Genomic DNA, 22,357 nt, shown 5'->3' with positions numbered 1-22,357 from the left:
GAGTGTAGAGGGCCTCAAGCAATATGGGAGAAATCTGGGCGTTTTTGTTGCATTAATTGGTACAGCGCCTGGGCCGCCACCGACAGCTGCGGCTCGCGCCTGCGCACCAGGTAGATCTGGCGGTCCATGCCGGGCAGATGCAGCGGCCGGGTGACCAGGCCAGGCTGCGCAAAGTGAAACAAGGCCAGGGCCGGCACCACGCTGATGCCCAGACCGGCCTTGACCAGGCCCATCACGGTGGCCAGCTGCTCGACCTCCACCAGGGTCTGCATGGTCTGCGGGAAAAAGGCGGCATCGAGGTACTGGCGCACGCTGCTGTGCCGGGCCAGGTGCACAAAGGGCCAGGCCGTCAGATCGGGCAGCTGCACCTCGTCCAGCGCGGCCAGCGGGTGGTTGGCCGGGCAGACCAGGTGAAAGCGGTCGCTGCAAAAGGGCTCGGCGCGCAGATCGGGCGTGTCGGCGCGGATGGCGGCCAGTGCGAAGTCGGCATCGCCATTGGCCACCGCGGCAATACAGGGCTCGGACAGCACATCGAAGACCTGCAGCTGCACACCGGGGTGCTGGCCGGAAAAGCTGCGCAGCACCGGCGGCAGCCAGCCAGCGGCCAGCGACGGGAGCAGCGCGACGGCGACCCGGCCCTGGACAAGCTGGGCGGTAGCGCGCATCGCTTTTTCACAGGCGGCAAATTCGGCTGCAATGCGCTGGGCCGATAACAGAAACTGCTCGCCCTCGGGCGTCAGCAGCACATGCCGCGTGCTGCGCTCGAACAGGCGCAGGCCCACGGTGGTCTCCAGCGCGCGGATGAGGGCGCTGAAAGCCGGCTGGGACAGGTGGCACAGGCTGGCGGCTCGGGTGAAGTTCTTCTGGCTGGCCAGCGCCAAAAAGGCCTGGATGTCGCGCTGGGATAGATTCATTTGTATTACAGATTAATCGATCTCAATTATCGATTTCACAACATAGAGCCTCTTTTCTATAGTGGGCTGCAGGAGATGCTATGCAGACAGACAAGACACCGCCCGCAGCCATGCTGATTGGCTGCGCGGCTGGCTTTTCAGGCGACCGGGTGGATGCGGCAGCGCCGGTGGTGCAGGCGCTGGTGGCCTTGCAGCAGCCCGCGTTTCTGATTTTTGAAACGCTGGCCGAGCGCACCCTGGCGCTGGCCCAGCTGGCCCGGCGCGACGACCCCGAGGCCGGCTACGAGCCCTTGCTGGTGGAGCTGCTGCGCCCGGTGCTGGCTGATTGCCTGGCGCACCGCATCCGCATCGTCAGCAATTTTGGCGCGGCCAACCCGCAAGGCGCCGGCCGCGCCATTGCCGCGCTGGCGCGCAGCCTGGGCCTGCGCGCGCCCCGTATCGCCGTGGTGCAGGGCGATGACCTGAGCGGCCCGGCCCACCGGCCCATGCTGGCCCAGGCGCTGGGTGCGCAGATGCCCGAGCAGCCGCTGGTCAGCGCCAATGCCTATATCGGCGCGCGGCCGATTGCCGAGGCGCTGCAGGCGGGCGCCGATATCGTGGTCTGCGGCCGGGTGGCTGATCCATCATTGGTGCTGGGCCCGGCGATGGCGCATTTTGGCTGGGCCTGGGATGACTGGGACCGCCTTGCCCGCGCGACGATGGCCGGCCACCTGCTCGAATGCGGCACCCAGGTGAGCGGCGGCTATTTTGCCGACCCGGGCTACAAAGAGGTGCCAGGCATGGACCGGCTGGGCTACCCGATCGCGGAGATCGACGACAGCGGCAACTGCAGCATCTTCAAACCCGAGGGCACGGGCGGCTGCATCACGACCGCCACCGTCAAGGAACAGTTGCTCTACGAGATCCACGACCCCTGCTGCTACCTGACCCCCGATGTGGTGGCCGACATCAGCCAGGCCCAGGTGCGGGCCGAGGGCGAGAACCGCGTGCGCCTGGAGGGCGTCATCGGCCACCCGCGCCCCGAGGCGCTCAAGGTCAACACCTGCTATGCCTCGGGCTGGTTTGCCGAGGCCGAGATTTCCTATGCCGGCCCCCGTGCGGCCGAGCGTGCGCGCTTGGCGGCGCAGACCGTTGCCCAGCGCCTTGAGGGCATTGCGCCACTGCGCAGCGACCTGATCGGTGTCACCAGCGTCTGGGGCAACGATGCCAGCGATTGGCTGGCCGGTGCCGACCTGTCAGCCGCATCGCAGGATGTGCGCCTGCGCATGGCCTGGCAGCATGCCGACAAGGCCACTGCAGCGCGCCTGCCGCGCGAGATCAATGCGCTGTACTGCTGCGGGCCCGCCGGTGGCGGTGGCGTGCGCAGCCATATGCGCCAGCGCCTGGGCATGGTGTCCTGCCTGGTGCCCCAGGCACTGATTACCACGGGCTTTACCTGGGCTGCGCAAGAGGAGGCCGCCGCATGACCGACAGCATCACCACCCCGCTGTACCGCCTGGCCCATGGGCGCACCGGCGACAAGGGCAACCGCTCCAATATCAGCGTGATTGCCTGGCATCCCGCGCTGTGGGAGGTTATCTGTGAGCAGGTCAGCGAAGCGGCCGTGGCCGCGCTGTTTGCCGACCGCCAGCCAAGCCGTGTGCAGCGCTACCTGCTGCCCCAGCTGCAGGCGATGAACCTGGTGCTGGACGAGGTGCTGGACGGCGGCGTCAACGACGCGCTGAACCTCGACAGCCATGGCAAGACCCTGTGCTTTCGCGTGCTGCAGATGCCGATCGCGCTGCCGCTGCATTTGCAGGCCCATCTGGTGGGCCCGGCCGATGCGGAACCCCCATACACCCCTGAATAAAAAACCAACCGGAGACAAGAGATGACATTTTCCACCCGCCGCCACCTGCTGGCCTGTGCCACGGCGCTGGCCATCAGCCCCCTGGCCTTTGCGCAGGGCGACTACCCGTCCAAGCCCATCACCTTTGTCGTGCCCTTTGCCGCAGGCAGTGCCACCGACCAGCTGGCGCGTGCGCTGGGCCAGGCGGTGACCGAGCAGACGCGCCAGCCGGTGATCGTCGAGAACAAGGCCGGTGCCAGCGGCATGATCGCCGCGCAGGCGGTGGCCAAGGCCCCGGCCGATGGCTACACGGTGCTGATCACTACCAACACCACGCATGCGGCCAATATCCACCTCTACCGCAAGCTGTCCTATGACCCGGTCAAGGACTTCACGCCGATCACCGGTCTGGGCAAGGGCGGCCAGGTGCTGGTGGTGCCGGCCAATGCGCCCCACCAGTCGGTGGGCGATCTGCTCGCCTATGCCAAGGCCAACCCGGGCAAGCTCAGCTTTGGCAGCGGCAGCTCGTCGAGCCGCGTTGCCGGCGAGATGCTCAAGCAGCTGGCCCATGTGGACATCCTGCACGTGCCCTACAAGAGCAACCCCTTGGCCATCACCGACCTGCTGGGCGGCCAGATCAACCTGATGATCACCGACGTCTCCACCGGCGTGCCGCAAATCAAGGCGGGCAAGCTGCGCGCACTGGGCTATTCCACACAAAAGCGCAGCGCCCAGCTGCCCGATGTGCCCACCATTGCCGAGGCCGGTGTGAAGGGCTATGACATGGGCTATTGGTTTGCCGCCTATGCTCCAGCGAATGTGCCCGCTGCCGTCAGCGCCAAGCTCAACCAGCTGCTGGGCCAGGCCGTGGGCAGTGCGGCTGCCAAGTCCTTCTTCGAGATGTCGGGATCCGAGCCCTGGACGACGAGCCAGGCCGAGCTGGCGCAGTTCCAGGCGGCCGAGACCACCAAATGGGGGCAGGTGATCAAGGCAGCGGGCATTACGCCGGAGTGAAGCGCCGCTTTGAACAGGTTCTTATAGGATCCAGCGTTTGGGCAGCATGCGCTTGATCTCTGCCTTAGCCAGGTCGATGAAGGGCTTGAGCACCAGGGTGGAGGCATGGCGGTTGGAGACCACCATCGAGTACTCGCAAGGGACGGCGGGCTCGAACAGCACAAACTTCACATCCGGGCCGTGGTAGCTGCAGGCCGTCAGCGGGTCGATGATCGCCAGGCCGGCGCCGGCCTCGACCAGCTTGATGGCGGCGTACGAGATCTGGGTCTCGATGTTCACGCGGCGCTGCACCCGGTTGACGAGGAACAGGCTGTCGAGCTTGGTGCGGGTCTCCATCATCGTGGGCAGCGACACCAAGGGCTCGTCGACAAAGTCGATCGGTGACAGGCTGGTCTTGCGCGCCAGCTTGTGGCCGGCAGGCACGGCGACGACCAATTTGCCGATCACCAAGGTCTCCAGCCCCTTGAAGCGGGTGTGGTCGGGCGAGAGCATCACAAAGCCGATATCGCAGCGCTCGGCCTGCACCATGTCCAGCGCGGCCGGCGAAGCCTGCATGTGCAAGGTGACCAGGGTCTCGGGGAACTGGGCGCTGAACTTGGCAATGGCGCTGGGCAGGAACGAGGTCGCCATCGCCGGCGCGGCCGTCACCTCCAGCCGCTGCAGGCGCCGAAAGCGTACGTTCTCCGAGATGTTGCGGATGCGCTCGATGCCCATCAGCGCCTGGTGCACGTCTTCGAGCAGCAAGGTCGCCGCCGAGGTCGGCTGCAGCCGGCTTTTGACGCGCTCGAACAGCGGCATGCCGATGCGCGCCTCGAACTCGGCAATCAGCCGTGTCACCACGGGCTGGGTCACCTCCAGCGACTGGGCCGCTGCGGTGACCGAGCGGCGCAGCATCAGCGCCCGAAAGGCCTCCAGATGCCGCAGTGTGATTTTCTTATCCATGTTGTAAAGACATGAGTTAATGGCCTAATGCAATCGAATAGTCTACAAAATTACTAATTTTGTAAATATTTCAATGGCTTATTGATTAAGAAATTTCCATCTCATAAAGGCATTGAAGCAGGAATTCACCGATTCAATTTTGCCTGCAGATGCCTATCATTGGTGACCAGACAGATTGAATTCCACTTGGTTTCACGCTACTTTCTGGAGGTAATTTCGATGACCGCATCCCGTCTGGCTCTCTCCCTGGCTGCTGCCTTTGCTGCCACCACTGGCATCGCCCATGCTGAAGACATCTATGTCGGTGGCTATGGCGGCTCGACCGAGACCGCCTTCAAGCAAAAGATCATTCCCGCCTATGAGAAGCTGACCGGCAACAAGGTCATCTATGTGCCTGGCAACTCCACCGACACCCTGGCCAAGCTGCAGGCCGAAAAGAACAACCCGCAGTACGACGTGGCGCTGATGGATGACGGCCCGATGGAGCAGGCGGTGCAGTTCGGTTTCTGCGGCGACATCGAATCCGCACCGGTCTACAACGACCTCTACCCGATGGCCAAGACCGCGGGCAACAAGTCGCTGAACCTGGGCGTCATCGCCACCGGCCTGTTCTACAACGAAGAGGCCTTCAAGAAGGCCGGCTGGGCCGCACCCACGTCGTGGAACGACCTCAAGGACAAGAAGTTCAAGAGCAAGACCGTGATCCCGCCGATCAACAACGGCTACGGTCTGCAGACCTTGCTGATGTTTGCCGAGATGAACGGCGGCAGCGCGAGCAATATCGACCCCGGTTTCCAGGCGCTGATCAAGGAAGTGGGCCCCAATGTGCTGGCCTGGGAGCCGTCGCCGGGCAAGATGACCGAGCTGTTTCAGAACGGCGATGCCGTCATCGGCGTCTGGGGCAGCGGCCGCGTCAAGGCGCTGGCCGATACCGGCTTTCCCGTGAAGTTCGTCTACCCCAAGGAAGGCGCGTTTGCGCTGTTCACCTCCGTCTGCCCCGTTGCCAAGAAGCAGCCCAAGGCCGGTGCGCAGAAGTTCGTGCAGTTCCTCTACACGCCTGAATCGCAAACGGCGCTCGCCGAGACCCAGGCCTGGGGCCCCATGAACAGCAAGGTCAAGTTGGACGACAAGGTCGCCAAGCAAGTGCCTTATGGCCCCGAGCAGATCGCCCAGCTGAAGACCGTGGACTACAAGATCGTCAACGTCAAGCGTTCCGAATGGACCAATCGCTGGAACCGCACTGTCGAACGCTAAGGGTGCCTCGACATCTTCGCTATGGATAGGTGCTAAGCCGCCAGCCGCCCTACACAGGCCTGCCGCGCCGCCCCACGCGGGCCGCAGGCCCCGGAGTTTCACATGAGTTTTCTACGTATCGAGGGCCTTGCCAAGAGGTTCGGGGATTTTGTTGCCGTCAAGGACTTCCACCTGGACGTCGAGCGCGGTGAGTTTGTGTCGCTGCTGGGCCCTTCGGGCTGCGGCAAGACAACCACCTTGCAGATGATCGCCGGCTTTCTGGACCCCAGCCAGGGCCGCATTGTGCTGGACGGCAAGGACATCACCCAGCTGCGTCCCGAGCAGCGCGGCATGGGCGTGGTGTTCCAGAGCTATGCGCTCTTTCCCCACATGACGGTCGAGCAGAACATCTCCTTTGGCCTGGAGATGCGCAAGCTCAGCCGCGATGTCGTGCAGCAGCGGATTCAGGATGCGCTGGCGCTGGTGCGCCTGCATGGGCTCGGCGCCCGTTACCCGCGTGAACTCTCCGGTGGCCAGCGCCAGCGCGTGGCCATTGCCCGCGCCTTGGCGATCCAGCCCGAGGTGCTGCTGCTCGATGAACCCATGTCCAACCTGGACGCCAAGCTGCGCCAGGAAATGCACGTCGAGATGCGCGCCATCCAGCGCCAGCTGGGCATCACCACCATCTTGGTGACGCACGACCAGGTCGAGGCGATGACGATGAGCGACCGCATCGCGGTGATGCACAACGGCCAGATCGCCCAGGTCGATTCGCCCCAGCAGATCTATGACAAGCCCAGCTGTGACTTTGCCTCGGTGTTCCTGGGCAAGACCAACCGCTTCGAAGGCCAGGCCCACAGCCGCGAGACCGTGAAGATTGGCGACATGGTGCTGGGCGCGCCCAGCCCGGTGGACAGTGGCCCGGTCGTGGTCTACCTGCGGCCCGAGCGCATCGTGGTGGCCCCGGCCGGCCAGGGCGGCCTGCCCGGCACCATCAAGACCTTGCTGTTTTTGGGCAGCCAGTGGGTGGTCAATGTCGGCACCGCGCTGGGCGACATCCATATCAGCCTGCCCAATGCGCGGCGTGCCGCGCTGCATGAGGGCGACGAGGTCACGCTGAACTGGGCCCCCGACGATGTGCGCGTGCTGACCCAGCAGGAGGCCAGCCGTGGATAGCAAGAACCGCTGGAAACCCTGGGCCATGTCCGGCCCCGGCCTGCTGGTCTTTGTGACCATGCTGCTGGCGCCGCTGGCCTTGACCGCCATCCTGTCGCTCAATGTCTTCAATGGCATGGAAGGCATCCAGAGCGTCTACTCGCTCAAGAACTACCTGGAGATCTTCAGCGACAGCTACTACCTGGAGATCTTTGGCCGCACTGCGCTGATGTCGGCCATCGTTACCGTGCTGTGCGTGGTGCTGGGCGTGCCCGAGACCCTCATCATCTCGCGCATGCGGGGCCGCTGGCGTGGTGTGTTTCTGCTGATCATCCTCGCGCCCCTGCTGATCTCGGTGGTGGTGCGCACCCTGGGCTGGTCCATCCTGATGGGCAACAACGGCCTGATCAACAAGGGCCTGATGCTGTTCAACATCATCGACGAACCACTGCGCCTGGCCTTCACGATGACGGGCGTGACGATTGCCATGGTGCATGTGATGGTGCCGTTCATGGTGATCTCCGTCTGGGCCTCGCTGCAAAAGCTCGACCCCCAGGTCGAGAACGCCGGCCTGTCACTGGGTGCCAGCCAGCGCACCGTGTTCCGCCGTGTCGTGCTGCCCCAGCTGCTGCCCGGCATCCTCTCGGGCAGCATCATCGTCTTCGCGCTGTCGGCATCGGCCTTTGCCACACCTGCACTGCTGGGCGGGCGGCGCCTGAAGGTGGTGGCCACGGCCGCCTATGACGAGTTCCTCAACACCCTGAACTGGCCGCTGGGCGCTGCCATTGCCGTGGTACTGCTGGTCGCCAACATCATCATCATCGTGGGCTGCAATCGCTGGATCGAGCGCCGCTTCAAAGCTGTTTTCGAGGGTTGAGCCATGCAAAAAAACAGTCCTCTGGCGCTGGTCTACCACGCGCTTTTCATCACCTTCATCCTGGCGCCGCTGGCCGTGGTGGTGGCGGTGGCCTTTACCGACAAGGGCTTCATCTCCTTCCCCACCGATGGCCTGTCGCTGCGCTGGTTCCGTGCCATCCTCGATGCCACCGAGATCAAGTCGGCCTTCTGGTTCTCGGCCAAGCTGGGCCTGGCTGCCGCCTCGATCGCGATCGCGCTGGCGGTACCGGCGGCGCTGGCCATCACCCGCTACCGCTTTGCCGGCCGCGAGGTGCTGATGGCCTTTTTCATGTCGCCGCTGATGATTCCCCACGTCGTGCTGGGCGCGGCCTTCCTGCGCTTTTTCAACATCGCGGGGCTCTCGGGTTCGTTCTTCTGGCTCATGTTTACCCACGTGATCTGCATCATGCCCTATGCGCTGCGCATGGTGCTGTCGGCTGCCACCGGCATGAACCGCGAGATCGAGCATGCCGGCCTGTCGCTGGGCGCATCGCGCAGCACCGTCTTTCTGCGCATCACCGTGCCGATGCTGATGGCCGGTATCGCCGGCGGCTGGATGCTGTCCTTCATCCAGAGTTTTGACGAACTGACGATGACGGTGTTCGTGGCCACGCCCGGCACGATGACCCTTCCCGTGGCCATGTACAACCACATCGCCCAGACCATTGATCCGCTGGTGACCTCGGTCTCCACTGTGCTGATCGTCGGCACGCTGGTGCTGATGGTCATCCTGGACAAGCTCGTCGGCCTGGAGAAGGTACTGATTGGCAAAGGTTGAGAGAGCAAAAAATGAACAACAACACACATAGCAGCGATGTCATTGTGATTGGAGGAGGCTTGGTTGGCAGTTCCGTGGCTTACGGGTTGCTGCGCCAGGGCCTGTCGGTCACGATCCTCGATGGTGCGGACGACACGATTCGTCCCTCACGCGGCAACTTCGGCCTGGTCTGGGTGCAGGGCAAGGGCTTCGGCATGGCCGACTACGCCCGCTGGAGCTTTGGCTCGGCCCGCCAGTGGCCTGCGCTGCGCGATGAACTGCAGGCGCAGACCGGCATCGACGTCGAGCTGATGCAGCCCGGAGGCCTGCACATCTGCCTGAGCGAGGAAGAGATGGCCCAGCGCGTGGACAAACTGCGCTGGCTCGAGTCTGAGGTGGGCGACCCCGCCTACCGCAGCACGGTGCTCAGCCGCGACGAGGCGGCCGAGCACCTGCCGGGGCTGGGCCCCGAGGTCGCGGGCGCCACCTATTCGGCGATGGACGGCCACTGCAACCCCTTGAAGCTGCTGCGCGCGCTCTACAGCGCCAATATCGCCAAGGGCGCGCGTATCCACAACCGCATGCAGGTCGATGCGATCCGCAAAGATGGTGGCATCTTCCACGTCAGCGCCGGCGAGCGTGCCTGGCAGGCGCCGCGCATCGTGATTGCCGCCGGCCACGCGACGCAACAGCTGTCGGCCATGGTGGGCATGTTTGTGCCGGTGCGGCCCAACAAGGGCCAGGTCTTCATCACCGAACGGGTTCAGCCCTTCTTGACGCACCCCACCAACTATGTGCGCCAGACCGATGAGGGCACGGTGCAGATTGGCGACTCGATGGAGGAGCTGGGCTTTGACGACATGGTGCGCGTGCCGGTGAACGCCAGGATTGCCGCGCGTGCGGTCAAGTGCTTCCCGGTGCTGGCCAACGCCCGCGTGGTGCGCACCTGGGCGGCGCTGCGGGTGATGTCGCCCGATGGCTTTCCGATGTACCAGGAGTCGGACAGCCACCCTGGCGCCTTTGCGGTGACCTGCCACAGCGGCGTCACGCTGGCGGCCCAGCACGTCTTTTGCATCGCCCCCTGGGTGGCCACGGGCCTGCGGCCGGCCGCCATCGAGGCATTCCCCGCGACACGATTTACGCCGGAAACGGAAGTGAAACCCTATGGCATCTAAAGCCCTTTTCAAATACCTCCCTGGCCACCAGGCCGGGGCCGCTGGCACGGTGTCGGTGCTGGTCAACGGCGCGGTGGTACGCATGTCGCCCGCCAGCAGCCTGGCCGCTGGCCTGCTGGCAGCCGGCATCACCGCGGTGCGCGTCTCGCCCGTGGGCCAGGGCGCCCGCGCGCCTTACTGCATGATGGGCGTGTGCTTTGAGTGCATGGTCGACGTCAACGGCCGGCCCAACCAGCAGGCCTGCCTGATCACCCCCGAAGACGGCATGGAGGTGACCACCATGCAGGCGGCGCCCAGCGTGCTGGATGCGCAGGAGGCCAAGCATGTCTAATCCCGCTATCCCTTTGAACGATGCGCCCAGCCAGCTGCGTGACCTGGTCGTGATTGGCGCCGGCCCGGCCGGCATGGCAGCGGCCCTGGCGGCCCAGCGGCGCGGCCTGGATGTGCTGCTGCTGGACGAACAACCCCAGGTGGGCGGCCAGATCTACCGCAGCATCACCCAGACCGATGCCCAGCGCGAGCGCATCCTGGGCGCGGACTATGTCTACGGCAAATCGCTGGCCGAACAGGTCCGCGCCAGTGGCCTGACCCACTGGGCCGGCGCTTCGGTCTGGCAGATCGACCCTGACAAGACCGTGCATGTGCTGCGCAATGACCGCACCACACGCATCGAGACCAAGTCGCTGGTGATCGCCACTGGCGCGATGGAGCGGCCCTTCCCCGTGCCGGGCTGGACCCTGCCCGGGGTGATGACCGCCGGTGCCGGCCAGATTTTGCTCAAGAACGCCGCCGTCGTGCCCCAGGTACCGGTGGTGCTGGCCGGCTGCGGCCCCTTGCTCTACCTGCTGGCGGCGCAGTACCTGCGCGCGGGCGTCGAGATCCGTGCGGTGCTCGATACGTCTGCGGGCACCGACTGGCGCCTGGCGATCCGCCATGCCTCGTCGCTGCTGGCCGGCTGGGGCTATGTGCGCAAGGGCCTGGGGCTGCTGCGCGAGATCAAGTCGGCCGGCATTCCGTTCTTCAAGGATGTGGGCGGCTTGCGCATCGAGGGCGAAGACGCGGTGCGCCAGGTGCGCTTTACCAGCGCGGGCCACTCCCAGCAGATCGACTGCGAGCTGGTGCTGCTGCACCAGGGCGTGGTGCCCAACACCCAGGTGTCCTGGTCCTTGCGCGCCGAGCACCATTGGGACGATGAGCAGCTGTGCTGGCTGCCGGTGCTCGACAGCTGGGGCCAGACCAGCCTGCCGGGCATCTATATCGCCGGTGACGGCGCCGGCATTGGCGGCGCGCTGGTGGCCGAGATGCAGGGCGCGCTCGCCGGTATTGGCGTGGCCAACAGCCTGGGCTTTGGCACCAGCGAAGACGGTGCCCAGCAGCGCGCCCAGATCGCCCAGCATCTGCGCATCCGCCCCTTCCTGAACCAGCAGTACCGGTCCAAGGACGAGTTCCGCATTCCGGCCGACGAGGTCGTGGTCTGCCGCTGCGAAGAGGTAACCGCAGGCGCGATCCGCGAGCAGGTGCAGCTGGGCTGCGTGGGCCCGAACCAGACCAAGTCCTTCAGCCGCTGTGGCATGGGCCCCTGCCAGGGCCGCCAATGCGGTTTGACGGTGACCGAGATCATCGCCAAGGAAGCCAATTTGCCGCCGCAGGAGGTGGGCTACTACCGCATCCGTCCGCCACTCAAATCGCTGTCGCTGGCCCAGCTGGCCGCAGGCGTGTGACATGGTTGCCCTGGTAAACCCGGCATCGGGCAGCAGCGATGTGCTGGTGATCGGGGGCGGCCTGCAGGGCCTGTCCAGCGCCTTCCAGTTGGCCAAGGCAGGCCTGCGTGTGCGCCTGATCGAGGCCGAGTACTGCGGCCGCCATGCCTCGGGCGTCAATGCCGGCGGCGTGCGCACCTTGGGCCGCCATGTGGCCGAGATCCCGCTGGCGCTGGCGGCACGCGAGCAGCTCTGGCATCGCCTGGCCGACATCATCGGCAGCGATGGCGGCTTTGTGCCCTCGGGCCAGCTGCAGGTCGCCGAGAACGAGGCCGACGAGATCAAGGCCAAGGCGCGCGTGGCCATGCTCAACGGCCTGGGCTTTTTCCATGAGCAATGGGTGGACCAGCAGCAGGTGCGCGAGTTGGTGCCCAGCATCTCGCCCCATGTGGTGGGCGGCATCTGGGCCGACCGCGATGGCTATGCGCTGCCCTACAAGGTGGCGACGGCCTACCGCCTGGCGGCAGAGAAGCTGGGCGTGCAGATCGTCGAGCAGGCCCCAGTGTTGCAGGTGGACCACCAGGCCGGAATGTGGCAGGCGAGCACCGCGCAGGGCGCGTTCCATGCGCCCTGGCTGGTCAACACCGCGGGTGCCTGGGCGGCAGATTTTGCCGCGCAGGTGGGCGACCCGGTGCCCATGGTGGCGGGCGGTCTGATGCTGATGGTGACCCAGCGCGTGGCGCCCTTTGTCAAACCGGTGCTGGGCGCCATGGGCCGGCCGCTGTCGTTCAAGCAGTTCGACAATGGCACGGTGTTGATTGGCGGCGGCCTGCGCTGCGAGGCCGATGCCAGCCAACGCCATGCGATGGTCGACCTCAACCGCATGCCCAAGAGCGCGCAGACGGTGATCGACCTGTTCCCGCATCTGCGCGATGTGAGCATTGCACGGGCCTGGACCGGTATCGAGGGCTTTATGCCCGACGAGATTCCGGTCATCAGCCCCAGTGCCAGTGCTGATAACCTGGTGCATGCCTTTGGCTTCTCTGCCCATGGCTTTGAGCTCAGTCCGATGACCGGCTGCATTGTGGCCGAGCTGGTGACTAAGGGCACCAGCAGCTTGCCGATTTCGGCGTTTCGTGTGGACCGTTTTGCCGCTGCCTAGCAGCGCGGCGGTCGTATTTTTATCTCAGGGAGTAAATGATGAGCAACGACATCCAACGTATCGACAGCAATGAACGCCTCAGCCGCATCGTTGTACACGGCGGCGTGGTCTATGTGGCCGGCGTCACCGCTGGCGACATCTCGGGCGACATTGGCGCCCAGACCCGCGACGTGCTGGCCAAGATCGACGGCTACTTGAAAACAGCCGGCACCAGCAAGTCGCGCCTGCTCACCGTGCAGATCTGGCTCAAGGACATCGACAAGGATTTTGCCGGCATGAACCAGGTCTGGGGCGAATGGGCCGACAAGGCCAATATGCCCACCCGCGCGACCTGCGAAGCCAAGCTGGCGCGCCCAGAGTTGCTGGTCGAAATCATCGTCAGCGCCGCCCTCTAAGCATCGGCCACCCAGCAAAATGCCAGCCCTCGGGCTGGCATTTTTTGCTTAAAGATTCAGCCGATCAGGGGATCAGCAAACCGCGCTGCACGGCCGGGCGCTGCAGCCAGTGGCTGAGCACGCGGCTGACTTCGGGGTACTGGCCCCAGCCGATCAGGGCCTCGGCGTTGTAGCGCACGATCATGTTTCGAATCCAGGGGAAGATGGCGATATCGGCAATCGTGTAGGTGTCACCGGCCACCCATTCCTTGCCGGCCAGGTGCTTGTTCAGCACGGTCAGCAGGCGCTTGGATTCGTCCACATAGCGGGTCAGGGGGCGCTTGTCCTCAAAATCCTTGCCGGCAAAGATGTTGAAGAAACCGACCTGGCCAAACATCGGGCCGATGCCGCCCATCTGGAACATCAGCCACTGCAGGGTCTCGTAGCGCTTGACGGGGTCCTGCGGCAGGAACATGCCGGTCTTCTCGGCCAGGTAGACCATGATGGCGCCGGACTCGAACAGTGCAATCGCCTGGCCGCCGGGACCATTGGGGTCGATGATGGCCGGGATCTTGTTGTTCGGGAAGGTGCCGACAAATTCCGGCGAGGTCTGGTCGTTGCTCTCGAAGCTGATCTTGTGCACTTCATAGGGCATGCCCAGCTCTTCGAGCAGGATGGAGACCTTGACGCCATTGGGCGTGGGCAGCGAATACAGCTGCAGCAGATCAGGCCGGGTGGCCGGCCATTTGCGGGTAATACTGAAATCGGCGAGGGTGCTCATGGGAATCTCCAGACGATATGCAGGCGGCTTGCAGGTATGCGCCTTGCCAGCAGCATAAAGCAGATTGGGCGCGGGCCTGTCGGCCTACTTCGCGTCCTGGGGCTTCACAAATTCGATGCGCAGGCCCTCGGCCGTCACCTGGAAGGTGGCAGGCAGCTCGGCGGCATTGTCCAGGCGCTCCAGGTCCTCCTGGCGCAAGGTGTGCACCACCACATCCTCCATCGCATGCTCGGCCGCGCGCGGCGCGTAGGCCTGCAGCATCACCTCCATCGCCTCGGGCAGGCCGGTCATCTGCAGCGACTGCACCTGCACCTGGGTGGCACGCAGGCTGTGGTCGGCCGGCGAGTAGCGCAGTGCAAAGTCCAGCACCATGGTGCCGTCCAGGCGGTGGGGCAGCACCTTGCCCGACATCTCGGCGCGCATCGTCGCCTGGATGCGGTTGGTCTCGGGCAGCAGCTGCAGGCTGGGCGCCTGCACATCGAGCTGCAAGAGGCCGAGCAGCGGATAGGAGCGGGGGAAGGACTTGGCCACGATGGTCTGCAGCTCAGCGGCAGACAGGGTGTAGCTGGGTGGGGCAAGCAAGGAGCAGGCGGCCAGCAGGCTGGCGGCAAACAGGCTGGAGGCCAAAAAAAGGCGGCGGCGCATAGGGGTTGGAAAGCGTATTGGCAGGGGGCGGGTGGATGCGCATCGTACCGATCAGAGGGCAGTGCGCGTGCTGGATTTTCCCACCCGCAGGGATCGCATTGTTGCGCAGCTTGCATAACATTGTGTGCTGCACGAACAATGTCAGCAAAAGATCGCCCATCTCCTTGTTTTATTGGGGTAAATGCCCACTTTTCACGGGCTGCGTGAGCGTGAGCAGATGTCATTTCGTGTGAGAATTCGCAGGCTTTCCGGCTGCGGACGATGGCGCGCGCTGGTGCGCGATGGTCTTGCTTCCCGGTTCGAAAGCGCTGCCTGCTGGCAGCGCTAGCCAAGATCCCAAGGACAGACATGAATTTCGCATTGAACAAGCGCGCCCTGGCGCTGGTGGGTGCCTCGCTCATTGGCGCAGCCCACGCCCAACACCTGACCATTGCGCTGGCCTCCGAGCCCACAGCGGCCGATCCCCACTACCACAAGATGACGACGAACGACTCGTTCTCGGCGCATGTCTATGACTCGCTGGTGGGCCGTACCGCCAGCATGGAGCTGGTGCCCTCGCTGGCCACCTCGTGGAAGAACCTGGACGACCTGACCTGGGAGTTCAAGCTGCGCAAGGATGTGAAGTTCTCCAACGGTGCGCCCTTCACCTCGCAGGACGTGCTGTTCACCATCTGCCGCACGTTGAACAACGAGACCAATGTCTCGCAGTCGTACATGGATACGACCAAGCTGATCACCGATGTGCAGACCCCCGATGACCTGACCGTGATCGTCAAGACCGCCGAGCCCGTGCCACTGATTCCGGCCGAGTTTGCGCGCAACCTGCCCATCATCTCCAGCAGCATCATCAAGCACGACAAGCTCAAGTTCGCCCCCAAGGAAGGCTGCGGCTACAAAGGCCCATGGCCCACGGTGGCCGACTTCAACAGCGGCAAGATGGCGATTGGCACGGGCCCCTTCAAGCTCAAGTCCTATGTGAAGGGCAATGCCATCACCTTGGAGCGCAATGACGGCTACTGGGGTCCCAAGCCTGCCTGGCAGACCGTCAAGATGGTGGCCGTGCCCAACGCCGGCCCGCGCCTGACCGGCCTGATGTCCGGTGACTACGACCTGATCGAGAACCCGGCCGCCCGCGACCTGGCCCGCATCAAGGAAGACAAGAAGCTGGCCTTTGTGGCCACGCCGTCCACCCGCCTGGTGTTCTTCCAGCCCGATATCGGCCGCGACAAGTCGCCGTTCGTGACCGCCCCCGACGGCAAGAATCCGCTGCAGGACCTGCGCGTGCGCAAGGCCATCAACATGGCGATCGACCGCAAGGCCATCGTGCAGCGCTTGATGGACGGCATGGCCACCCCCGCCTACCAGTACATGCCCGATGGCATGTTTGGCGGCCTGGCCAAGGCCCCCGAGATCAAGTTCGACCCCGAAGGCGCCAAGAAGCTGCTGGCCGAAGCCGGCTACCCCAATGGCTTCGAGATGACCTTGTCGTCGACGAACGACCGCTACATGAACGATGCGCAGATCTCGCAGGCCGTCGCGCAGTACCTGACCCGCATCGGCATCAAGACCAAGGTCGATGCGATGACCGCCTCGATCTACTTCCCCAAGCGCGCCAAGCGTGAGTTCAGCTTCCCGATGGGTGGCTGGCCGTCGGAAAACGGCGAAGCCTCGGGCCTGTTCCAGCTGTGGGTGACCAGCACCGATTCGCCCAAGGGCCTGGGCACCAGCAACTACGGCGCTTTCAGCAACACCGATTTCGACAAGGTCTACATCCCGGCTGCGAAGACGGTGGACCCGGTCAAGCGCAAGGCCATGCTGGAGCAGGCCACGCAGATCGCGCTGGACAACGTGCCGCTGATCCCGCTGCACTTCGAGAGCAGCATCTGGGCCTTCAAGAAAGAGCTGAGCTACGAAGGCCGCCGCGACCAGTACACGCTGGCCACATCGGTCAAGCCCGCCAAGTAAGCAAAGTGCTTGCGGCAGCCGGGGTCCTGCACCCCGGCGTGGGCGATGAGAAATACGTAGTGGCACGGCACTTGCATTGCCCTACGAGGCTTTTAACCAAGGAGGAACGACCTGTGTCTACCAAGAAGATCTCGCGCCGCACACCCTTGTCGCTGGCCAGTCTGGCTGCGCTCGCTCTGCCTGCGGGCATGGCGGCCGCCCAGTCGCTGACCATCGGCCTCGCCTCCGAGCCCACCGCCGCTGACCCGCATTACCACAAGGTCACCACCAACGACGCGTTCTCGGCCCATATCTTCGAGTCGCTGATCAACCGCAATGCGCAGATGGAGCTGATCCCGGGCCTGGCCCAGTCCTGGCGCGCCGTCGATGACAACACCTGGGAGCTCAAACTGCGCCAGGGCGTGAAGTTCTCCAATGGCGAGCCCTTCACCTCCAAGGACGTGCTGTTCACCCTGTGCCGCGTGCTGAACAACGAGACCAATGTCTCGCGCTCCTACATGGAGCCGGCCCAGAGCTTCAGCGATGTGCAGACGCCCGATGACTACACCGTCATCATCAAGAGCGAGCGGCCCATCCCGACGATGCCCAATGAGCTGGCGCGTTCGCTGCCCATCATCTGGAGCGGCATCGCCAAGTTCGACAAGCTGCGCTTTGCCCCCAAGGAGGGCTGCGGCGTCACTTCGCCCTGGCCCACGGTGGCCGATTTCAACACCGGCAAGCTGTCCATCGGCACGGGCCCGTACAAGCTCAAGTCCTATGTCAAGGGAACCGGTATCGAGATGGAGCGCAACGAAGCCTACTGGGGCAGCAAGCCGCACTGGAAGAGCGTCAAGATGGTGCCGGTGCCCAATGCCGGCCCGCGCCTGACCGGGCTGATGTCCGGGGACTACGATGTCATCGAAAGCCCGGCTGCGCGCGACCTGCCACGCATCAAGGACAACAGCAAGCTCGACTTTGTCGCGACGCCGTCCACCCGCCTGATCTTCTTCCAGCCGGACGCCGGCCGCGCACAAAGCCCGTTTGCCAAGGCCGCCGATGGCAAGAACCCGCTGCAGGATTTGCGCGTGCGCCAGGCCATCAACATGGCCATTGACCGCAAGGCCATCGTGCAGCGGCTGATGGATGGCATGGCCACCGTGGCCAACCAGTACATGCCAACGGGCATGTTCGGCAGCCTCGACAAGCCCGCCGAGATCAAGTTCGATCCCGAAGGCGCCAAGAAGCTGCTGGCCGAGGCCGGTTACCCGCAAGGCTTTGAGCTGACCTTGACCACCACCAACGACCGCTACATCAACGACGGCCAGATCGCGCAGGCGGTGGCCCAGTACCTGACGCGCATTGGCATCAAGACCACGGTGGATGCGCAAGCCGCTGCCATCTATTTCCCCAAGCGGGCCAAGCGCGAGTTCAGCTTTGCGATGGGCGGCTGGCCGTCGGAGAACGGCGAGGCCTCGGGCCTGTTCCAGTACTGGGTGGCCACCACCGACAAGGACAAGGGCCTGGGCACCAGCAACTACGGCGGCTTTAGCCTGCCCGCGTTTGACCAGGTGTTTGTGCCCGCAATGGCGCAGATGGATGCGAGCGCGCGCAAGGCCGCCTACCAGCAGGCCACGCAGATTGCGCTGGCCAACGTACCGCTGATTCCGCTGCACTTCGAGAGCAGCATCTGGGCATTCAAGAAAGGGTTGAGCTACGAAGGCCGACGCGACCAGTACACGCTGGCGATGTCGGTCAAACCGAAATAGACAGCTGGTGCCACACCGGGCGCCAAACAGGCCCGGTCCCTGGCAGGGCCCGCATCCAGCTCCAGTGGTGGGGCCATGCGGGCTTTGTGATTTTGTACGCCCCACGATGAAAAGACTCCACAGAGGGCGGCAACCATGCAGGTGACAGCGCATGGCATTCTAATTTTGAGGACGTAATGTGATCGTCTATATCCTGCGCCGCATGGTGCAAAGTTTTCTGGTGCTGCTGGCGGTCTCGCTGGTGGTGTTCATGGCGGTCTACGCGGTGGGCGACCCCATCGAGCTGCTGGTGAGCGCCGAGGCCAGCGATGCAGACCGCCAGGCGATGATCAAGCGCCTGGGGCTGGACCTGCCGGTCTGGCTGCAGTACTGGAGTTTTCTCACCCGCGCCTTCCAGGGTGACCTGGGCACCTCCTTTGTGCATGGCATCCCCGCGATCGAGCTGATCGTGCAGCGCTTTCCGGCCACCTTCGAGCTGGTCGTGGTCGCCATCGGCCTGACCTGCCTGCTCGGCATTCCGCTGGGCCTGATTGCCGGCCTGTTCAACGACAGGCCGCTGGGCCGGGGCCTGATGGGCGGCTCGGTGCTGGGCTTTTCGCTGCCCAACTTCTGGCAGGGCATGATGCTGATACTGATGTTCGCCGTCTGGCTGCAGTGGCTGCCCTCTTCGGGCCGGGGTGACACGGTCAATGTGCTGGGCGTGCCGCTGTCGCTGTTCACCGCCGATGGCTGGAGCCATGTGATGCTGCCGGCCATCAACCTGGCGCTGGGCAATATCGCGCTGGTGCTGCGGCTCACCGCCACCGGCGTGATGGAGGCCAAGACCCAGGAGTATGTGAAGTTCGCGCGCGCCAAGGGCATCAGCGAGCGCCGCATCCTGACCCGCCACATCCTGCGCAACATCCTGATCCCCGTGGTCACCGTGATCGGCATGGAGTTCGGCACCCTGATCGCCTACTCGACCATCACCGAGACCGTGTTCGCCTGGCCCGGCATGGGCAAGCTTTTGATTGACAGCATCTACAAGCTCGACCGCCCGGTGGTGGTGGCCTATGTGATGCTGGTCACCTTCATCTTCGTGATGATCAACCTCCTGGTGGACCTGGCCTATGCGGTGCTCGATCCGCGCGTACAGCTGCAGGAGGCCCCATGATGCAGCCCGACAAACCCCTGATGACCATCGATCCCAGCAAGCGGGCTCAGCCCCTGCAAGACACGCCCCAGCGGCGTGCCATTTTGAAGAAACTGCGCAGCAAACCGTCCGTCAAAGGGGCTGTGATCGCCCTCGTGCTGCTGCTGGCCGTGGTGCTGCTGGCGCCGTTTCTGTCGCCACAAAACCCCTATGACCTGGGCGCGCTCGACCTGATGGACGGCCGCCTCAAGCCGATGTCCGAAGCTGCTTCGGGCATGACCTACTGGCTGGGCACCGACGACCAGGGCCGTGACATGCTCTCGGCCATCCTGCACGGCCTGCGCATCAGCCTGATGGTGGGCCTGAGCGCCGTGGTGCTCGCCACCATCATCGGCAGTCTCGTCGGCCTGGTCGCGGCCTATTTTGGCGGCTGGGTCGATACCGTGCTGATGCGCATCGTCGACTTCATCCTCGGCTTTCCCACCATCCTGGTGGCGCTGGTGCTGCTGGCCATTCTGGGCCGGGGCGTGGACAAGGTGGTGATCGCCATCGTGATGGTGCAGTGGGCGCATTACGCCCGCATCATGCGCGGCCGTGCCTTGCAGGAGCGCAAGAAGGAATACATCGAGGCGGCCAAGAACCTGGGCTTTCCCGGCTGGCGCATCATGACGCGCCACCTGCTGCCCAACTGCATGGGCCCGGTGATGGTGTTCGCCACCATCCAGATTGCCAATGCCATCGTGCTCGAAGCCACCCTGTCCTTCCTGGGAGTGGGGGTGCCGATTACCGAACCCTCCCTGGGCCTGCTGATTGCCAACGGCTTTCAGTACCTGATGTCGGGTGACTACTGGATCAGCATGTTCCCCGGCCTGGCGCTGCTGGCCCTGATCCTGTCGATCAACCTGATCGGCGACCGCCTGCGTGAAGCTCTGGACCCGAGGAAGTAATGACTATCCCTTTGCTTGAAGTACAAGATCTGCAGACGGTGTTCCACACCGAAGAGGGCGCCTGGCCCGCCGTCAGCGACATCGATATCCGCCTGGAGGCGGGTGAGATTCTGGGCCTGGTCGGTGAATCCGGCTCGGGCAAGTCGGTCACCGGTTTCTCCATCTTCGGCATGATCGATGCCCCCGGTGAAGTCACCCAAGGCCGGGTGCTGTTCAAGGGCCAGGACCTGCGCGAGTTGTCAGCCGAGTCCATGCGCAAGCTGCGCGGCGACCGCATCGCGATGATCTTCCAGGACCCGCTGATGACGCTCAACCCGGTGCTGCGCATCGAAGAGCAGATGCTCGAAGCCATCGACGCGCACCAGAAGCTGCCCAAGGCGCAGGCCTTGCAGCGCTGCGTGGAGGCGCTGGCGATGGTCGGCATCCCCGCGCCGGAGAAGCGCCTGCGCAGCTACCCGCATGAGTTCTCGGGCGGCATGCGCCAGCGCGTGGCGATTGCGATTGCGATGCTCAACCGCCCCGACCTGATCATCTGCGACGAGCCCACGACGGCGCTGGATGTCACCATCCAGGGCCAGATCCTCTACCGCATGCAGCAGATCTGCCAGGCCCAGGGCACGGCACTGATCTGGATCACCCACGACCTGGGCGTGATCGCCGAGCTGGCCGACCGGGTGGCCGTGATGTATGGCGGCCGCATTGTCGAGACCGGCACCGTCGCCGAGGTGCTCGATGCACCGCGCCACCCCTACACCCAGGGCCTGCTCAATTCGCTGCCGGCCCAGGCCACACCGGGCGAGCGGCTTACGCAGATCAATGGCATGGCGCCCAGCCTGTCGGGCCGCGTGCCCGGCTGCGCCTTTGCGCCGCGCTGCGGCCGCGCCACCCCGCGTTGCGTTGATGAGCAGCCCCCCGTCACTACCATTCCCGGCCGCGCATTCCGCTGCTTTGTACCGCTGGAGGCACCTGCCGCATGACCGCGATGACTACCCCTGTGATTGAACTGCGCGATGTGCACAAGCGCTTCGTCAGCGCGCCCGATCTGCTGCAGAAAATCGTCGGCGCCGTCGCCCGGCAGCCCGCGCAGACGCGCACTGTGCATGCCGTCAACGGCGTCAACCTGCAGATCGCCAAGGGCGAGGTGCTGGGCCTGGTGGGCGAATCCGGTTGCGGCAAATCCACGCTGGGCCGCGTGGTGGCCGGCCTGCACCCCGCCACCGAAGGCCAACTGCTCTACAAGGGCCAGGATGTGAGCGGCCTGGGCGGCCAGGACAAGCTCGCCTACACCCTGGGCGTGCAAATGGTGTTCCAGGACCCGCAGGCCTCGCTCAACCCGCGCCAGAAGCTGCACCAGATCCTGGGCGAGGCACTGCATGTGCACAAGCTAGCCCCTGCGGCCGAGGTGCCCGGCCGCGTCGATGCCGCGCTGGCCGAGGTGGGCCTGGCCAGTGAGTACCGCGCGCGCCTGCCGCACCAGATCTCGGGCGGCCAGCGCCAGCGCATCGGCATTGCCCGTGCGCTGATGGTGACGCCGGAGTTCCTGGTCTGCGATGAGCCGGTGGCCGCGCTCGATGTGTCCATCCAGGCCCAGGTAATCAACCTGTTCATGGACCTGCGCGCCCAGCGCGGCTTGACCTACCTGTTCATCAGCCATGACCTGGGCGTGGTGCGCCACATCTCCGACAAGGTGGCCATCATGTACCTGGGCAAGATCGTGGAGATGGCGCCCACCGCCGAGATCTTTGGCCAGGCCCAGCACCCCTACACCCAGGCGCTGCTGGCCGAGGTGCCCGATGTGGGCCGGCGCAAGCGCGTGTTCACCCCTATCAAGGGCGAGATCCCCTCACCGCTGAACCCGCCACCGGGCTGCACCTTCCACCCGCGCTGCCCGCATGCGATGGAGCGCTGCAAGCAGGAGGTGCCACGCCTGCGCGAGACGGCAGCCGGCCATGTGACCGCCTGCCATTTGTTGGACTGATCCGTTGGACGCG

At 64.7% G+C, this 22,357-nt stretch carries 22 protein-coding genes; 18 read left to right on the top strand and 4 right to left on the bottom strand.

Annotated elements, in window-relative coordinates; all coding sequences use genetic code 11:
• Positions 1-14: 14 nt before the first annotated feature.
• Complete coding sequence (locus ACPEE1_RS22360) at positions 15-914, bottom strand: LysR family transcriptional regulator (RefSeq protein WP_182344554.1); 900 nt, start codon at positions 912-914, stop codon at positions 15-17.
• Positions 915-994: 80 nt separating this feature from the next.
• Between ACPEE1_RS22360 and ACPEE1_RS22355 the strand changes: the two genes are divergently transcribed.
• The 3 genes from ACPEE1_RS22355 to ACPEE1_RS22345 are packed head-to-tail and all read left to right on the top strand — an operon-like array spanning position 995 to position 3,756.
• A complete protein-coding gene (locus ACPEE1_RS22355; protein WP_232539495.1) occupies positions 995-2,380 on the top strand; it encodes an acyclic terpene utilization AtuA family protein in 1,386 nt (461 codons plus the stop codon).
• Positions 2,377-2,763, top strand: coding sequence for an AtuA-related protein (locus tag ACPEE1_RS22350; protein WP_423934890.1), 387 nt, complete (start codon positions 2,377-2,379; stop codon positions 2,761-2,763). The genes ACPEE1_RS22355 and ACPEE1_RS22350 overlap by 4 nt, the downstream gene beginning before the upstream one ends.
• A 21-nt stretch (positions 2,764-2,784) precedes the next feature.
• Positions 2,785-3,756 (top strand): Bug family tripartite tricarboxylate transporter substrate binding protein, encoded by a 972-nt coding sequence (locus tag ACPEE1_RS22345; protein WP_116925492.1) that lies wholly within the window; start codon positions 2,785-2,787, stop codon positions 3,754-3,756.
• A 21-nt stretch (positions 3,757-3,777) separates the two neighbouring features.
• Here the strand turns inward: ACPEE1_RS22345 and ACPEE1_RS22340 are convergent, their stop codons facing one another.
• Positions 3,778-4,698, bottom strand: coding sequence for a LysR substrate-binding domain-containing protein (locus tag ACPEE1_RS22340; RefSeq protein ID WP_116925493.1), 921 nt, complete (start codon positions 4,696-4,698; stop codon positions 3,778-3,780).
• A 219-nt stretch (positions 4,699-4,917) separates the two neighbouring features.
• Between ACPEE1_RS22340 and ACPEE1_RS22335 the strand changes: the two genes are divergently transcribed.
• The 9 genes from ACPEE1_RS22335 to ACPEE1_RS22295 all read left to right on the top strand — a co-directional run bounded on the left by ACPEE1_RS22335 (position 4,918) and on the right by ACPEE1_RS22295 (position 13,172).
• Positions 4,918-5,952, top strand: a complete 1,035-nt coding sequence (locus ACPEE1_RS22335; protein WP_116925494.1) for an ABC transporter substrate-binding protein — start codon at positions 4,918-4,920, stop codon at positions 5,950-5,952.
• 102 nt (positions 5,953-6,054) lie between these two features.
• The gene (locus ACPEE1_RS22330; protein WP_116925495.1) at positions 6,055-7,107 is read left to right on the top strand and encodes an ABC transporter ATP-binding protein; all 1,053 of its coding nucleotides are present in this window, start codon (positions 6,055-6,057) and stop codon (positions 7,105-7,107) included.
• A 25-nt stretch (positions 7,108-7,132) separates the two neighbouring features.
• Positions 7,133-7,963: an ABC transporter permease gene (locus ACPEE1_RS22325; protein WP_116925533.1), complete on the top strand. Its 831-nt coding sequence runs from the start codon at positions 7,133-7,135 to the stop codon at positions 7,961-7,963.
• A gap of 3 nt (positions 7,964-7,966) precedes the next feature.
• Complete coding sequence (locus ACPEE1_RS22320; protein WP_116925496.1) at positions 7,967-8,761, top strand: ABC transporter permease; 795 nt, start codon at positions 7,967-7,969, stop codon at positions 8,759-8,761.
• A gap of 11 nt (positions 8,762-8,772) precedes the next feature.
• Positions 8,773-9,915 carry an NAD(P)/FAD-dependent oxidoreductase gene (locus ACPEE1_RS22315; RefSeq protein WP_116925497.1) on the top strand — a complete coding sequence of 381 codons (1,143 nt, stop codon included), beginning with the start codon at positions 8,773-8,775 and terminating at the stop codon, positions 9,913-9,915.
• Complete coding sequence (locus tag ACPEE1_RS22310) at positions 9,905-10,246, top strand: (2Fe-2S)-binding protein (RefSeq protein WP_116925498.1); 342 nt, start codon at positions 9,905-9,907, stop codon at positions 10,244-10,246. The genes ACPEE1_RS22315 and ACPEE1_RS22310 overlap by 11 nt, the downstream gene beginning before the upstream one ends.
• A complete protein-coding gene (locus ACPEE1_RS22305) occupies positions 10,239-11,636 on the top strand; it encodes an NAD(P)/FAD-dependent oxidoreductase (RefSeq protein WP_423934889.1) in 1,398 nt (465 codons plus the stop codon). Before ACPEE1_RS22310 ends, ACPEE1_RS22305 begins: the two co-directional genes overlap by 8 nt.
• 1 nt (position 11,637) lies before the next feature.
• Complete coding sequence (locus ACPEE1_RS22300; RefSeq protein WP_116925500.1) at positions 11,638-12,777, top strand: NAD(P)/FAD-dependent oxidoreductase; 1,140 nt, start codon at positions 11,638-11,640, stop codon at positions 12,775-12,777.
• A 38-nt stretch (positions 12,778-12,815) separates the two neighbouring features.
• Positions 12,816-13,172, top strand: a complete 357-nt coding sequence (locus ACPEE1_RS22295) for a RidA family protein (RefSeq protein ID WP_116925534.1) — start codon at positions 12,816-12,818, stop codon at positions 13,170-13,172.
• A 64-nt stretch (positions 13,173-13,236) separates the two neighbouring features.
• Here ACPEE1_RS22295 and ACPEE1_RS22290 read toward each other — a convergent pair whose 3' ends face one another.
• Entirely contained in the window at positions 13,237-13,932 is a 696-nt protein-coding gene (locus ACPEE1_RS22290) for a glutathione binding-like protein (protein ID WP_116925501.1), read from the bottom strand.
• An 84-nt stretch (positions 13,933-14,016) separates the two neighbouring features.
• Complete coding sequence (locus ACPEE1_RS22285) at positions 14,017-14,577, bottom strand: DUF1439 domain-containing protein (RefSeq protein WP_116925502.1); 561 nt, start codon at positions 14,575-14,577, stop codon at positions 14,017-14,019.
• A 348-nt stretch (positions 14,578-14,925) separates the two neighbouring features.
• Between ACPEE1_RS22285 and ACPEE1_RS22280 the strand changes: the two genes are divergently transcribed.
• The 6 genes from ACPEE1_RS22280 (at position 14,926) to ACPEE1_RS22255 (ending at position 22,344) form a co-directional block, all read left to right on the top strand.
• Positions 14,926-16,542, top strand: a complete 1,617-nt coding sequence (locus ACPEE1_RS22280) for an ABC transporter substrate-binding protein (protein ID WP_116925503.1) — start codon at positions 14,926-14,928, stop codon at positions 16,540-16,542.
• Positions 16,543-16,670: 128 nt separating this feature from the next.
• Positions 16,671-18,287 (top strand): ABC transporter substrate-binding protein, encoded by a 1,617-nt coding sequence (locus ACPEE1_RS22275; protein ID WP_116925535.1) that lies wholly within the window; start codon positions 16,671-16,673, stop codon positions 18,285-18,287.
• Between the two features lie 178 nt (positions 18,288-18,465).
• Positions 18,466-19,440, top strand: a complete 975-nt coding sequence (locus ACPEE1_RS22270; protein ID WP_116925504.1) for an ABC transporter permease — start codon at positions 18,466-18,468, stop codon at positions 19,438-19,440.
• On the top strand, positions 19,440-20,366 hold the full coding sequence (locus ACPEE1_RS22265) for an ABC transporter permease (protein ID WP_232539496.1): 927 nt from the start codon (positions 19,440-19,442) through the stop codon (positions 20,364-20,366). The genes ACPEE1_RS22270 and ACPEE1_RS22265 overlap by 1 nt, the downstream gene beginning before the upstream one ends.
• On the top strand, positions 20,366-21,343 hold the full coding sequence (locus tag ACPEE1_RS22260; RefSeq protein WP_021028176.1) for an ABC transporter ATP-binding protein: 978 nt from the start codon (positions 20,366-20,368) through the stop codon (positions 21,341-21,343). The genes ACPEE1_RS22265 and ACPEE1_RS22260 overlap by 1 nt, the downstream gene beginning before the upstream one ends.
• Complete coding sequence (locus ACPEE1_RS22255; RefSeq protein WP_423934888.1) at positions 21,340-22,344, top strand: ABC transporter ATP-binding protein; 1,005 nt, start codon at positions 21,340-21,342, stop codon at positions 22,342-22,344. The genes ACPEE1_RS22260 and ACPEE1_RS22255 overlap by 4 nt, the downstream gene beginning before the upstream one ends.
• Positions 22,345-22,357 lie beyond the last annotated feature (13 nt).

It is taken from the genome of Comamonas sp. 23 (assembly GCF_049601575.1).
Classification (GTDB): Bacteria; Pseudomonadota; Gammaproteobacteria; order Burkholderiales; family Burkholderiaceae_C; genus Comamonas; species Comamonas squillarum.
The sequence above is the reverse complement of the archived record's forward strand: the minus strand, read 5'-3'. Positions and strand labels throughout refer to the sequence as shown.

Bases quoted from the DNA above. Each gene is read 5' to 3' on its own strand.
- ACPEE1_RS22295 (WP_116925534.1), top strand. From the start codon at position 12,816: ATGAGCAACGACATCCAACGTATCGACAGCAATGAACGCCTCAGCCGC.
- ACPEE1_RS22285 (WP_116925502.1), bottom strand. From the start codon at position 14,577: ATGCGCCGCCGCCTTTTTTTGGCCTCCAGCCTGTTTGCCGCCAGCCTG.
- ACPEE1_RS22305 (WP_423934889.1), top strand. From the start codon at position 10,239: ATGTCTAATCCCGCTATCCCTTTGAACGATGCGCCCAGCCAGCTGCGT.
- ACPEE1_RS22260 (WP_021028176.1), top strand. From the start codon at position 20,366: ATGACTATCCCTTTGCTTGAAGTACAAGATCTGCAGACGGTGTTCCAC.
- ACPEE1_RS22360 (WP_182344554.1), bottom strand. From the start codon at position 914: ATGAATCTATCCCAGCGCGACATCCAGGCCTTTTTGGCGCTGGCCAGC.
- ACPEE1_RS22340 (WP_116925493.1), bottom strand. From the start codon at position 4,698: ATGGATAAGAAAATCACACTGCGGCATCTGGAGGCCTTTCGGGCGCTG.
- ACPEE1_RS22265 (WP_232539496.1), top strand. From the start codon at position 19,440: ATGCAGCCCGACAAACCCCTGATGACCATCGATCCCAGCAAGCGGGCT.
- ACPEE1_RS22280 (WP_116925503.1), top strand. From the start codon at position 14,926: ATGAATTTCGCATTGAACAAGCGCGCCCTGGCGCTGGTGGGTGCCTCG.
- ACPEE1_RS22330 (WP_116925495.1), top strand. From the start codon at position 6,055: ATGAGTTTTCTACGTATCGAGGGCCTTGCCAAGAGGTTCGGGGATTTT.
- ACPEE1_RS22355 (WP_232539495.1), top strand. From the start codon at position 995: ATGCAGACAGACAAGACACCGCCCGCAGCCATGCTGATTGGCTGCGCG.
- ACPEE1_RS22315 (WP_116925497.1), top strand. From the start codon at position 8,773: ATGAACAACAACACACATAGCAGCGATGTCATTGTGATTGGAGGAGGC.
- ACPEE1_RS22350 (WP_423934890.1), top strand. From the start codon at position 2,377: ATGACCGACAGCATCACCACCCCGCTGTACCGCCTGGCCCATGGGCGC.
- ACPEE1_RS22300 (WP_116925500.1), top strand. From the start codon at position 11,638: ATGGTTGCCCTGGTAAACCCGGCATCGGGCAGCAGCGATGTGCTGGTG.
- ACPEE1_RS22335 (WP_116925494.1), top strand. From the start codon at position 4,918: ATGACCGCATCCCGTCTGGCTCTCTCCCTGGCTGCTGCCTTTGCTGCC.
- ACPEE1_RS22320 (WP_116925496.1), top strand. From the start codon at position 7,967: ATGCAAAAAAACAGTCCTCTGGCGCTGGTCTACCACGCGCTTTTCATC.
- ACPEE1_RS22310 (WP_116925498.1), top strand. From the start codon at position 9,905: ATGGCATCTAAAGCCCTTTTCAAATACCTCCCTGGCCACCAGGCCGGG.
- ACPEE1_RS22345 (WP_116925492.1), top strand. From the start codon at position 2,785: ATGACATTTTCCACCCGCCGCCACCTGCTGGCCTGTGCCACGGCGCTG.
- ACPEE1_RS22255 (WP_423934888.1), top strand. From the start codon at position 21,340: ATGACCGCGATGACTACCCCTGTGATTGAACTGCGCGATGTGCACAAG.
- ACPEE1_RS22290 (WP_116925501.1), bottom strand. From the start codon at position 13,932: ATGAGCACCCTCGCCGATTTCAGTATTACCCGCAAATGGCCGGCCACC.
- ACPEE1_RS22325 (WP_116925533.1), top strand. From the start codon at position 7,133: ATGTCCGGCCCCGGCCTGCTGGTCTTTGTGACCATGCTGCTGGCGCCG.